Here is a 12,382-nt window from a genome sequence, read left to right on the forward strand (position 1 = left end):
GGTACTGCACCCGGGAGGGTGTGGGAGAGTAAGTCACCGCCGACCTAAAACTACAAACACCGCACAAGGGCGGGGGAGAAGACACACCACACCAGGTGATGCTTCACCCCCGCCCTTCGGCATGCCCGCATCAATTAGACTGAGAGGCTATGCGAAAACTCTCAACACTAGCTGCTGTCTACCTCGGCATTGGCCTGATCGCTGGGGTCTATTATCGCGAGTTCACCCGTTTTCATGACTACAGCGGCGACACCCAACTCTCCACGGTGCATACCCATGCGCTGGTACTCGGCGTGATTCTGCCGCTGGTCCTCATCGCGTTAAGCGCGGCACTCGATATTGATACCCACAAGCGCTTCCCAGCGTTTTTCCTCAGCTACACGGTGGCGCTGACCTGGATGATTACCCACATGCTGGTGAAGGGCAGCTGGCAGGTGCTCCACCCCGGCGAGGAGTATTCGGCGGCGCTCGCCGGTATCTCTGGGATTGGGCACATCCTCATGTCGGTCGCCCTCGTGCTGCTGCTGATTATCGTGCGGCAGCGAGTGCGCGTATTCCAGCGCACCCGGCGCTAGAACACAACCGCGCCCGCCCACCACGCGAGCGCGCCCACGCAGAGATTACTCCCGAGTGTGATGGCCGCGAGTCTCCAGTTCTTGTCCTGGAGGCTGGCGGCTATTTCTTTGGCCAGAGTGGACCAGGTAGATAGCGCCCCGGCGATCCCGGTACCGAGTACGAGCAGCAACCAATCGGCGAGGGGAGCATCGAACACTACCCCGAGGAGGAAGGTCGCGGCCGCATTCGCCACGAGCGTGCCCCAGGGGCTACGCAGATGGGTAGACAGCCAGGCGCGGCCCATGCCGCCGAGAAAGGCGCCGGTGGCTAGCGTGATGGCGTCGATAAGCATGAGCCCCTCAATCCCATATAGGCGCTCGCCACGCACACCACGACGGTGAGCAGGGCGTAGCGGATGTCCAGGGTGGCGATCGCCATATAGGCGCTAAAGGAGGTAAAGCCGCCGCAGAAGCCCGTGGTCCAGAACACGGAGGCGCCGCGGCGGGTGAGCACGCCCAGGGCATAGGAGCCGAGGGCGTTGATGAGCAGGAGCGTCCACAGGGAGTCGAATCCGCCGAGGAGAACCCAGCGGCTCACTGCTCCCAGCGCGGCTCCCGCGCCGGCGAATACATAAAAGGTCATAACACTTCTAGAAGCGTAGTCGAAGTGTTATGACCTGAGGGCGTGCGGTGGGTGTTTAAGACCAATCGAGTTTGGAGTCGATGCGGAATTGGCGCACCTGTTCGTCGGTGGCCTTGAGCTTCGGGTCGAAGCGGAGATAGGCGGTGGTTTCGCGGACGATGAGGCCGGAGAGAATGAGGATACCGATGAGGTTCGGCAGGGCCATGAGGCCGTTGGCGATATCGGAGATCGTCCACACCACCTCGAGCTGGCTGACGGCACCAATAAAGACGACCACGGTGAAGATCATGCGGTAGGGCAGAGAGCCGCGCCAGCCCACCAAGGATTCCACGCAGCGCTCGCCATAGTAGGACCACGCGATGATCGTGGAGAAGGCGAAGAAGGCGACGGAGACGTTGACGATGGTGCCCGCCCACTGGCCCGGCAGGGCGGTCTCGAAGGCGCGGGCCGTCATGTTGCCGGCCTCGTCCTTGCCGAGCGTCCACACGCCGGTGGTGATGATCGCGAGACCGGTGAAGGTGACCACGATGATCGTGTCGATGAAGGTCTGGGTCATCGACACCAGCGCCTGGCGCACGGGGTGGTTGGTCTTGGCCGCACCCGCAGCGATAGCGGCGGAGCCCATACCGGACTCATTGGAGAAGATGCCGCGGGCCACACCCATTTGCAGCACCACCAGGATGCCGGAGCCCACGAAACCGCCGGTGGCGGCGGTGCCGGTGAAGGCGTCGCCAAAGACCTGCAGCAGGGCGTTGGGGATCTCATTGACGTTAATCACCAGCACGGTGACCGCGCCCACGATGTAGATGATGATCATCAGCGGCACGAAGGCGGAGGTGACGCGGCCAATGGCCTGAATACCACCCAGCAGCACCGTGCCGACGAGCACGAACATGCCGATGCCGGTGACCATGGGATCAATATCGAAGCTGTCTTGCAGGCCAGTGGCCACGGCATTCGCCTGGGTGAGGTTGCCGATACCGAAGGAGGCGATGATGGCGAAGAAGGCGAAGAGGAAGGCCAGGATCTTGCCCACCGGGCCCTTGATGCCGCGCTTGAGATACTGCTGCGGGCCGCCGGATTGGCCGCCCTTCTCATCGGTGACGCGGAAGCGCACGCCGAGGAAGGCCTCGGAGTACTTCGACACCATGCCCACCAGGCCGGTCATCCACATCCAGAACAGGGCGCCCGGGCCACCGATCGAGAGCGCCGTGGCCACGCCCACGATATTGCCCACGCCCACCGTGGCGGCGAGCGCCGTGGTGAGGGCCTGGTAGTTACTGATATCTCCCTTGCCCTCTTCGCCCTTGTCATAGAGCCCGTGGCGCAGTGCGACGCCCAGCTTGCGGAACTGCAAGCCGGCGAGGCGGATCGTCATAAACAAGCCCGTGCCCAGCAACAGGGGAATCAGCAGGAAGGGGCCCCACACGAAGCCGCCGATTGTGCTGAGGATGTCCAGCAATGAGTCCATTGTGCTTCCTTCGGTAGAACGTGAGCAGCGTAGCGGCGCCGTCGTGCGTGAGCACATAAACTAAGGGCGCCTTAAGTGTGCTCAGCATACTCCTAATGTGTGTTCTAGGTAACTCGAATGCGTGTTTTTCTGCGTAGTGCACAGTTTTGGGGGTGCTGGGCGGGTCGCGGGGCCAGGGGTAGTGGGGCAGGAGGGCGGCGTCGATAAGCGTGGGCACCAATGTGGGGCAGGCCGCTGCGCGAAGGAGGAAAAGGGAGGATGATGGAAGTGATAGTTCACTTCTAACGACAACCAAGGAGACTGATTTCCCTATGGTTCATGAGCGCGCGGGCACGGTCGCCCTCGACTCCGATCTCATTGATATCGCTGAGCTGGTCGCCGCCTACTACACGCGAATCCCTGACGCCTCCGACCCCGATCAGCAGGTGGTGTTCGGAACCTCCGGTCACCGCGGCTCGTCGCTGAATACGGCCTTCAACGAGTACCACATTCTGGCCACCACCCAAGCCATCGTGGACTACCGCGTCAAGGAGAAGATCAACGGCCCGGTATTCATCGGCCGCGATACCCACGCGCTGTCCGAGCCGGCCATGCTGTCCGCACTCGAGGTGCTGCTGGCCAATGACGTGGATGTGCTTGTCGACGCCGCGGGGCGCTACACCCCCACCCCGGCAGTCAGCCACGCCATTTTGCGCCACAACCGGAGCCTGAGCGGCGGCGTGACGGGCACGGACCCGAAGCGCGCCGACGGCATCGTGATCACCCCCTCGCACAACCCGCCGCGCGATGGTGGCTTCAAGTACAACCCGCCCAATGGTGGCCCCGCCGATACCGGCGCCACCGACTGGATCGCCCAGCGCGCCAATGAGCTGCTCGCCCAGGACCTGCAGGGGGTCAAGCGCACCCCTGTGAGCGGGGTGCTGGATGAGCGCGCCGGCACCTATGACTACCTGAACACCTATATCGACGATCTGCCGAATGTGGTGGATCTCGCGGCCATCAAGAACTCCGGCCTGCGGATCGGCGCCGACCCGATGGGCGGGGCCTCCGTGGACTACTGGGGCGTGATTGCTGAGAAGCACGGGCTGGATCTCACCGTGGTGAATCCGCGCGTGGACGCCACCTGGCGCTTCATGACTCTCGACGCCGATGGGGCGATCCGCATGGACTGCTCCTCGCCCTATTCCATGGCCTCTTTGGTGCACAACCGCGACAAGTTCGACATCGCCACCGGCAATGACGCCGATGCCGACCGCCACGGCATCGTCACCCCCGATGCTGGGCTGATGAACCCCAACCACTATCTCGCGGTGGCCATCGACTATCTCTTCGCGCACCGCCCCCACTGGGCGAAGGACACCGCTGTGGGCAAGACCCTGGTGTCTTCCTCCATGATCGACCGCGTGGTCGCGGAGCTCGGCCGCACCCTCGTGGAGGTGCCGGTGGGCTTCAAGTGGTTTGTGCCGGGCCTCATCAATGGCTCCGTCGGCTTCGGCGGCGAGGAATCCGCCGGCGCCTCCTTCCTGCGCCACGACGGCACCGTGTGGTCCACCGACAAGGACGGCATCATCCTGGATCTGCTCGCCTCCGAGATCACCGCCGTCACCGGCAAGACCCCCTCGCAGCGCTATGCCGAGCTGGCCGAGACCTATGGCGCGCCCTCCTATGCGCGCACCGATGCCCCGGCCAACCGCGAGCAGAAGGCCGTGCTGAAGAAGCTCTCCCCAGAGGATGTCACCGCCACCGAGCTCGCCGGCGAGCCAATCACCAATAAGCTCACCGACGCGCCCGGCAATGGCGCCGCCATCGGCGGGCTGAAGGTGACCACCGAGTCCGCCTGGTTCGCTGCCCGCCCCTCGGGCACGGAGGACAAGTACAAGATCTACGCCGAGTCCTTCCAAGGCGAGGAGCACCTGAAGAAGGTCCAGGCCGAGGCACAAGCCCTCGTCTCGGAGGTTCTGGGCTAAGCGGCCGCTTATCGACGCCGCCACGCAGCACATCACCCACCAGCTCGCGCTCTGGGCGCCGGCTGGTGGGTGAGTGCGTCTGGTCCACCCCTGCCAGCTGTCAAAATGCTGTGAATCCCCTTGAAAGTGACCGACATGGTTTTATTCACGCGGGGTGCTTTAGTAACTTCAAGGCTGTGACCACCACTCAACACCAGCCCGCGCCACGTCGAGGAATACAGGGACTGATCAGCACGCCACTTGTGGGCGCGCTCGCCCGCCTCGCCCTGGCCGCTATCTGGATTGTCAGTGGGGCAACCAAAATCTCCGACCCCGTAGCCTCCTCCCAGGCAGTACATGCCTATGAGCTGGTGAGTTGGGAGATGGGTAACTTTATCGGCGTGGCCCTGCCCGCCGTCGAGTTGATCCTCGGGATCATGCTGCTTAGCGGCCTCTTCCTCCGCCCCGCCGCCGCGCTGTCCGCGCTGCTATTTGCGGTGTTCATCATAGGCATCGCCTCTGCGTGGGCCCGTGGCCTCAGCATTGACTGCGGCTGTTTCGGCGGCGGTGGGGTAGATGCCAGTGTCACGGGCACAACCTATGCGCTGGAGATCCTGCGCGATCTGGCCTTTATTGCCCTGGCGGCGATCGTCTGGATCAACCCCTTCCGCCGCTGGGCGCTTTACCCTTAAGTTTTCCCCTCTCGGGGGCAATCACCCGAGAACACCACCCAATGTGAAAGATGAGACCTCTTCGTGAGCAACAAAATTAAGAACCCTAACGACAAGGGATCCGGATTCCTCTGGGCACTCGTGGCGCTATTGGTCGTTATCGCTGTGGTTGTTGGCTACATCGTGGTCCAAGGCCGCAACGAGAAGAAGGCGGAGATCGCGGCGAATACCGTGAACACCTCCATCAACCTGGAGGTCACAGACAACGCCATCCGTCTCACGAGCGACAAGACCAGCACGGACGCCGCCGAGGTAGACCTCTACGAGGACTACTCCTGCCCGCACTGCGCTGACCTTGCCAAGGCCACCGATGAGGATATGCTCAAGGCCATCGAGGACGGCACCCTCGTGGTGAATATCCGCTCCCTGAACTTCCTCGACCGCGGTAACGATGGCCCCTCGTCGAAGGCCGCAACCTCGGCCTACACCCTCGCCAAGTCCGGCACGGCCAATGAGTACTGGAACTTCCGCTCGCATCTGATGAATAACCAGAAGGCGATGTATTCTTGGGAGCCGGATCAGTTCGCTGCCGCCGCTGGGGAAGTAGGGGCCGATAAAGGCCTGCGCGATGCCATCGCGGACCAGTCCGATCGCGAAGAATACAGCGAAACAAGCGCCGCCAACAGGGCCAAGCTGGAGGAGGCAACCGGCCGGGCTGTGAGCAGCCCGCACGTGATCCACAACGGCGAGGATCTGCTGCCCAATGACAACTGGGTGAAGGACCTCGTGGGCTAGTAGCTCGAGGCTTCAGCAACACCCTTAGTAGGCAAGGCGGCACAGTGATGTGCCGCCTTGGTGCGTTGTAGGGGCCGAGCAGGGGCGTGGGGCTTGTGGAGTATTCCGGATGCTTCTGGAGGCTTCCGGAAAACAGGTCCTGAACAGCTGATTTGCTTAAGATGAACGGGGCTGTGTAAGTTATAGAGCGTCCGAGGGGCTATGGCGCAGCTGGTAGCGCACCACACTGGCAGTGTGGGGGTCACGGGTTCGAGTCCCGTTAGCTCCACTTATGGGGGAAGCATGAACTCTTTTGGGAGTTTTTGCTTCCCTCGTTTTTCTGCGTTATTGGGTTTTTCTAGGGTGATTTCGTTTCCGTAGTCGTAGAACCACGAATGGTGATCTTGGTATCACCACAAGAACTTTGCTGAAGACCTGATGAGAGCGGTTTTCTGTCGGGTAACGAACGATAGCCGACGGCCCTAGGCGCCAAGATTGTCCAATAATTCAAGTGATTGGGTAAATTGTTCGGATCGATACGAAGTACTGCAGGCCTCCGCGTCGAAGCAAGGCGGCATAGCCGAGTATTCTGAACGTCGACTTGAACTCCCCGCGTCGGGGTTGAAGAATTCCCAGTGCTACGTGTAACGCGGCGGTCCTACCCGTCCCGTTCAGTCCGACCAACGCACACAGCTGTACTGACTCCACGCCTAAGCTTAGCCCGCTGAGAATCCTGCGTTGGCTGATCGTGACGTAGACCTGTTCAAAATCGAGGATGGCCTACATGCGGCCATCCCACAACAAAGTTGTTGAGCCTTCGATTGAAGCCTGGCACGGGACTTTTGGGCTGGCCGGCAATCGCTCAGTCAATCAGGACGGCCGTGGCTCTATTCTTCACGGCACAGGCGCCTTATGAGCTACCTCAAGTCCACGTTCTGAGGCAACTGACATCCCATAGAGGACGTCTCCTCTGGAGTCGCAGATGACGCCAGCACTGCACCATGCAGTGAAGGCATCAGGTCGCCCAGCCACGTTCGGCGGTCGTATACCAAGGTAGGAGTCGTCACCACCGTGGTGCTCCCGAGTAGCGATGAGTCTATCGGCCCCTGACGTTGTGTGTCGTCTGGTAATATCCAACTTTGTTTAGGAATAATGACGGCTATCTAACTGTTGGTGACTTTGCCACCGGTAGGAGGCCTCCGGCAAGTGAAGTCACCCGTGCACGGGGCATGGCTCAGCTATAGTTACCACTCGCGCTAGGCATGTGATCTTCCGAGGGGTCGGACAAGTATTAACGAAGAGCGAGGGTGTCATAATGGCCGGTAGCATGCATGGGTCTGTGATTCGACTGGGTGCAGATACTCCGATTCAACTTGATGACTCGCAGGCATTGACGGAAACAGAACAACGGCGTGTCGAGGCGTGGTTGGCGGCTTTGCTTCAGTCGGAGCATCTCTCACTCCTGATCGGCAACGGTTTGAGCGCCGCGGCTGGGAGCATGGCGGGGAAACTCCCACCACTCATGGGGCGCCATATGTCGGAAGGAAAAGAATCGCATTTTTCTCGGATACGGGAGTATGCTGCGGAATCAGCTCAGAATTTCGGTCGAGATGCAAATCTTGAAGATGAGATTCGAGCGGCCATGATGCTCGCAGATGGTTATGCGGTACTCGGTGAGCGTCCTCTGGAAGATTCAGTTAGACGTTCTATCAAGACGGCAATGGCCAGCCTCCTCGATGAGGTTCTGGAGTTCGAAAAAAACATTTGGGAGCATCACCAGAATGCGGATGATCAAGCCCTCAATGTCGCGCGCGCTCTGACTCGTTTTCTTGGACCTTTCGTTGCTCGACCTGGGCAACGTGATCGTTTAAATCTCTTTACGACGAATTACGATCGACTGTTGGAGTACGCGGCGGATGTACTCGGGCTGCATCTTATGGATCGCTTCGAGGGTAGGCTTCACCCCAGATTTAGCGCATCCAGAGTCAACTTGGACTTGCACTATTCTCCTCCTGGAATCAGAGGCGAACCTCGGCTTGTCGATGGTGTTGCAAGATACGCCAAATTACATGGGTCTATTGACTGGAGTTTCGCAAGAGGGGAGATTTGGCGCGAATCAATACCTTTTGGCGGACCTCGTATTGATTCAGAACCGGCAGTCAATGCTGTGATCTACCCTAACCCGGCAAAGGATGTTGAGACACTGGCCTACCCTTATGCCGAGCTATTCCGTGATTTCGCAGCGGCGATTTGTCGTCCGAACACGACCTTGGTTACCTTTGGATACGGATTCGGCGATGGTCATATCAATCGGGTAATCGCAGACATGCTCCGCGTTCCTTCAACCCATCTTGTCGTCGTCTCACGCGACGCCCTGACTGCTCTCGACTCTTTCAAAGCTCGAACCCTGTTTCCCGAGTCTCAGACGACTGAATTCATAGGTCAAGACGTTGGGGGCCTTGAAGAGTTTTCTTCGCTACTCCCTAAGGTCACTTCCGATTGGATCCTTGAATCCCAGTTCGAGTACCTCAATAAGCGTTCTAGGCTGGGGGATGAGCTCGACTCGAAGGACGGGGGTGATGGGGTTTCATGAGTACACCGTTCGGGTTCCGTAAGAACCAAATCATCGGTTCCGTAGAGAGCGTCTCACCCCGAGAGATTCGAGTCTCCCTTTCTGACGAAGCCCCCAGCGCGACCTCCTTGGATACTGGCCTTGTGCAACGGTTTCCACGAGTAAATTCGTGGGTTATTATCCCCAGCGAGGTTGGTCATTTGGTTGGCGTTGTCGCATGGATAGGCATAGATAGTTCGATGCCGTTCGCTGCTGAACGCTATGATCAAACGCTGCTAAACATCCCCTTTCCGCGCCGACGAATGTCAGTCACTCCACTGGGGACCTTACGGTGGGGATCGACGCGTAAAGCGTTACCGGAACTTTCGCGAGGAGTTATCTCCTATCCATCGGTGGGCGAACCAGTGTTTGTTCCCGATGCTCAGCAGATCCAAGCGATCGGCACAGCCGGAGCAGCAGGCGGAAATGTTGTATTAGGGACTTCACCTCTGCTCGGCGACATGGATGTCACGTTCGATCCGGACCGTCTCTTCGGTAGACACTTGGCAGTCTTGGGATCGACGGGATCGGGAAAATCATGCACAGTTGCTGGACTCGTCCGTTGGTCACTATCGGCAGCACGCGAAGCATCCCCTAAGAACAAATCACGCGCGAGATTTGTGATACTCGATCCAAATGGTGAGTATAAGGACTGCTTCAAGGATCTGACTGGTGTCCGGGTACTTCGCGTCGAGCCGAGTAATGATGACAGCAAAGAAGCACTCACTGTTCCTGCGTGGTCGTGGTCAAGCGCCGAATGGGCGGCGATCACCCGAGCCTCCTTGCAGTCACAACGCCCTCTACTGCAGCGTGCTCTTAGAAATCTCCGGAACAGCATTGATCCAGAAACCAAGGGGATTGATCGCTTAGCGGTGGAGCTTAAAATTCATCGCGACATATGGAGCATTCTTCAAAATGACATGCCGCGATACTTCAAGTTTCCTCACAATAAGGGCTTCACCGTGGTCCTAGAAGATATGGAGGGTGTCTTTTCTCCTTGGGCAGAGCGAGAAGAGATACAAGCGCTTTTGGCGCAGGTGCAAGACATGCGCGGCCGTCATTGCACTACTAAAAAATTTGGGGATCAAAGCTACGTCTCTACTGAAGTCAAGGACCTCCTTGATTGCTTGAATCGAGCACTTGCAGGCCTAGAGGAGTCAACAGAGGTTGCTCGGTATACGGAGGACATGCCTGTGCCTTTTGATCCTCAAGAGCTCCCTTCACAACTTGAGGCTCTACTTAGGACGCCCGACTTTCAACGCGAAGGGGGGTATGCAGCTTCGTTTCTGAACAGGGTCAAAGGGCTATTGGGAGACCTCCGCCATCAGCCGATCATTGCCCCCGACACGGAGGAGACCCTTGCAACGTGGCTGAGAAAGTTCCTCGGTGACGAAAAGTGCGAGAATGGCGAAGTTGCGGTGATCGATCTGTCGCTCTTGGCCCCAGAAGTCATTCAGACTGCTGTCGCAGTGATTGGACGCTTGGTAATGGAGGCTCTCCAACACGTCAGGGCAGTCACCGGCGAAATTCTTCCAACGGTGCTTGTTCTCGAAGAAGCGCACACTTTCGTTTCGGCTGGGGGCAGCAGCGCAGACATTCCAACCAGCCTCGATCTATGCCGGGAGACATTCGAACGCATCGCGAGAGAAGGTAGAAAGTTCGGACTCGGGCTCGTGCTCTCCTCGCAGCGCCCTTCCGCTCTGTCTCAGACGGTTCTCTCCCAATGCAATAGCTTCCTTCTGCATCGCATCGTGAACGACCGTGATCAGGATCTGCTTGGGCGACTGGTACCGGACTCACTCGGTGACCTCTTGCACGAGTTACCTTCTTTGCCCCCACGCCAAGCAATCCTTCTTGGATGGGCGGCAGAGGTTCCCACTCTGGTAGAGGTACAGCATCTCGAGCATAGCCAACGGCCACGCTCGGACGATCCTCATTATTGGGATACATGGACCGGCGCCAACGTCGTCGATTTCGATTGGGAAAGAATTGTCAGTCATTGGACATCCTGAGCGACATGTCCGACCGATGTGAGTCTTCCGCAGTAAGTACGCCGAAGTGAGCTAGAAAGATTACGGATAAGGGTTGGCCAAGGCATCGTCTGATGCAACAGACGGTGCGGGCCTTATCCACGGAGAACGTAGAAGATCGAGGGAGTGTGGATAGGGTGGTGGGATTTCCTCAGTGTGATGATGGAAAAACTTTTCCCATATGTCATAGAGCAAGGGCCGAGGATCTCCGAATGGGAGATGTCTCAAGTTTAACGCAGTGTCAATTCCGATGATTACTGTTTGGTTCTGGCGCAGTATATGAATGCTGCACAACACTTCGGCATGACGGACTACATACCATTGACGGTGAGAAAAAACTTGGAGCTATTCGCTGGCGATTATGGATATGGAACTCTCGCTTCCCCGTGGCGGTAGATGTCGATGACTTATATTTCTAGATCCGTCTAGCTATAGCCCCCACTTGTTTGTAGTGGTGGTGGCTTCCTGGCTGGGTGATGCTGGGGTTCGATTCCCAGCGTGGCCACTAGTCCCGCACGAGGTGATCGGGGAGGAGCAGCGGCGGGAGCCCGATCAGGGGCGTCGCCGCTGCACAGAGACCGAGCAGCACGGGGTGCTGCTAGTCCTGTTAGTCCTGCAGATTATCCACGGCGTACTGGGCCTGCTCGGGGGTGAACTTCTCGCCGTACTCGCTGATGAGCTGCTCATACACCTGGTCGCGGGACATGGCCATGTCGGTGTAGTACACCTCAGCCTTCTTCAGCGCAGCCTGGTTGTAGTCTGCGTCGAGATTATCCACGGCCCACTGAGCTGCCTCGGGCGGGAAGTTCTCTCCATATTCGGAGGTGAGCTGGTCGTAGATGCCGGCCTTCGACATGTGCTGCATGGAGTAGTAGAGCTCAGCCTTCTTCAGGGCGTTCTTGTACTCTCGCGGCACATCCTGCTCTGCGGAGTTGTCCTCAGCTGCGGGCTGCTCCGCTGGCGGCGCGGCGGGTGCTGCCTCCGCGGGGGCTTGCTCCTCCGCTGCGGCCTCGGTGGCGGTTTCTTCCTGCGTGCTTTCTTCCGCAGCGGAGCTGGACGTCGAAGAATCTGCAGTGGTGTCGCTGTCATCATCGGAGAACATGGCGGAGCAGGCGCCAAGGAGGATGAACACTGCGGCAACGATCCCGCCCCAGAACAGGCATCCCTTCTTCTTTTTCTCCGGCTGCTGCGGCGGGAAGGGCGGCTGCCCCTGCTGCCCCGGCTGCGGCTGGCCCTGGTAGGGCTGCCCCGCATAAGGCTGTCCCGGCTGCCCCGGCTGCCCATACTGCGGCTGGCCATTCTGCGGGAACTCGCCATACTGCGGCTGTCCGCCCTGCGGAGCATTGCCGCCCTGGGGAGTATTGCCGTTCTGGGGCTCCTGCCCGTTATGAGGGAACTGGTTGGTCACGGTCTGTGCACTACCTTTCGTAGATCAGTGGCCTAGAGGCCGGAGGGTGACACCGTGTGTCGATGAGGTAGACGGTGCATATCGACACCGGTGGCGAGAATGGGGGTACTGATCGCAGGAGTAAGGAATAAGGGGAAGCGATCAGCGGGGAATTGTTGAGCACCGCGTAGATGCTGCGGTATTTCGGGATATTCGACTATAGGGTTCTCTTTCTTCTCTTCACTGCTGTTAAGAGTGATATAAACATGCGGCTTGGACACCATTTGTTGAACGC

At 59.0% G+C, this 12,382-nt stretch carries 10 protein-coding genes and 1 tRNA gene; 7 read left to right on the top strand and 4 right to left on the bottom strand.

Features of this window, described 5'->3' with window-relative positions; genetic code table 11:
- Window positions 1-149 precede the first annotated feature (149 nt).
- Window positions 150-575: a DUF2871 domain-containing protein gene (locus KRX12_RS08905; RefSeq protein WP_255550197.1), complete on the top strand. Its 426-nt coding sequence runs from the start codon at window positions 150-152 to the stop codon at window positions 573-575.
- On the opposite strand, the gene KRX12_RS08910 is transcribed toward KRX12_RS08905, so the two are convergent.
- From KRX12_RS08910 to KRX12_RS08920, 3 genes are read right to left on the bottom strand one after another with little or no spacing between them, the layout of a single operon-like run.
- Window positions 572-907 (bottom strand): CrcB family protein, encoded by a 336-nt coding sequence (locus KRX12_RS08910; RefSeq protein ID WP_218366400.1) that lies wholly within the window; start codon window positions 905-907, stop codon window positions 572-574. The genes KRX12_RS08905 and KRX12_RS08910 overlap by 4 nt on opposite strands.
- Window positions 883-1,197, bottom strand: a complete 315-nt coding sequence (locus tag KRX12_RS08915; protein WP_218365295.1) for a CrcB family protein — start codon at window positions 1,195-1,197, stop codon at window positions 883-885. The genes KRX12_RS08910 and KRX12_RS08915 overlap by 25 nt, the downstream gene beginning before the upstream one ends.
- Before the next feature lie 55 nt (window positions 1,198-1,252).
- A complete protein-coding gene (locus KRX12_RS08920) occupies window positions 1,253-2,668 on the bottom strand; it encodes a sodium:alanine symporter family protein (protein ID WP_218365294.1) in 1,416 nt (471 codons plus the stop codon).
- Between the two features lie 311 nt (window positions 2,669-2,979).
- Between KRX12_RS08920 and pgm the strand changes: the two genes are divergently transcribed.
- From pgm to KRX12_RS08950, 6 genes are all read left to right on the top strand, one after another.
- Window positions 2,980-4,635 carry a phosphoglucomutase (alpha-D-glucose-1,6-bisphosphate-dependent) gene (gene pgm, locus KRX12_RS08925; protein ID WP_151529595.1) on the top strand — a complete coding sequence of 552 codons (1,656 nt, stop codon included), beginning with the start codon at window positions 2,980-2,982 and terminating at the stop codon, window positions 4,633-4,635.
- A 176-nt stretch (window positions 4,636-4,811) separates the two neighbouring features.
- Window positions 4,812-5,306: a MauE/DoxX family redox-associated membrane protein gene (locus KRX12_RS08930; RefSeq protein WP_370625568.1), complete on the top strand. Its 495-nt coding sequence runs from the start codon at window positions 4,812-4,814 to the stop codon at window positions 5,304-5,306.
- A 63-nt stretch (window positions 5,307-5,369) separates the two neighbouring features.
- Window positions 5,370-6,080, top strand: coding sequence for a thioredoxin domain-containing protein (locus KRX12_RS08935; RefSeq protein ID WP_218366401.1), 711 nt, complete (start codon window positions 5,370-5,372; stop codon window positions 6,078-6,080).
- 195 nt (window positions 6,081-6,275) lie between these two features.
- Window positions 6,276-6,348, top strand: a tRNA-Ala gene (locus tag KRX12_RS08940).
- Window positions 6,349-7,398: 1,050 nt separating this feature from the next.
- Window positions 7,399-8,652, top strand: a complete 1,254-nt coding sequence (locus KRX12_RS08945; RefSeq protein WP_218366402.1) for an SIR2 family protein — start codon at window positions 7,399-7,401, stop codon at window positions 8,650-8,652.
- 371 nt (window positions 8,653-9,023) lie between these two features.
- Entirely contained in the window at window positions 9,024-10,682 is a 1,659-nt protein-coding gene (locus KRX12_RS08950) for an ATP-binding protein (RefSeq protein WP_218366403.1), read from the top strand.
- 625 nt (window positions 10,683-11,307) lie between these two features.
- Here the strand turns inward: KRX12_RS08950 and KRX12_RS11020 are convergent.
- The gene (locus KRX12_RS11020) at window positions 11,308-12,108 is read right to left on the bottom strand and encodes an Ltp family lipoprotein (protein WP_218366404.1); all 801 of its coding nucleotides are present in this window, start codon (window positions 12,106-12,108) and stop codon (window positions 11,308-11,310) included.
- Between the last annotated feature and the right edge of the window lie 274 nt (window positions 12,109-12,382).

The organism is Corynebacterium sp. TAE3-ERU2, assembly GCF_019209955.1.
In the GTDB taxonomy this organism is placed as follows: Bacteria; Actinomycetota; Actinomycetes; order Mycobacteriales; family Mycobacteriaceae; genus Corynebacterium; species Corynebacterium megadyptis.

Bases quoted from the DNA above. Each gene is read 5' to 3' on its own strand.
- KRX12_RS08905 (WP_255550197.1), top strand. From the start codon at position 150: ATGCGAAAACTCTCAACACTAGCTGCTGTCTACCTCGGCATTGGCCTG.
- KRX12_RS08910 (WP_218366400.1), bottom strand. From the start codon at position 907: ATGCTTATCGACGCCATCACGCTAGCCACCGGCGCCTTTCTCGGCGGC.
- KRX12_RS08915 (WP_218365295.1), bottom strand. From the start codon at position 1,197: ATGACCTTTTATGTATTCGCCGGCGCGGGAGCCGCGCTGGGAGCAGTG.
- KRX12_RS08920 (WP_218365294.1), bottom strand. From the start codon at position 2,668: ATGGACTCATTGCTGGACATCCTCAGCACAATCGGCGGCTTCGTGTGG.
- pgm (WP_151529595.1), top strand. From the start codon at position 2,980: ATGGTTCATGAGCGCGCGGGCACGGTCGCCCTCGACTCCGATCTCATT.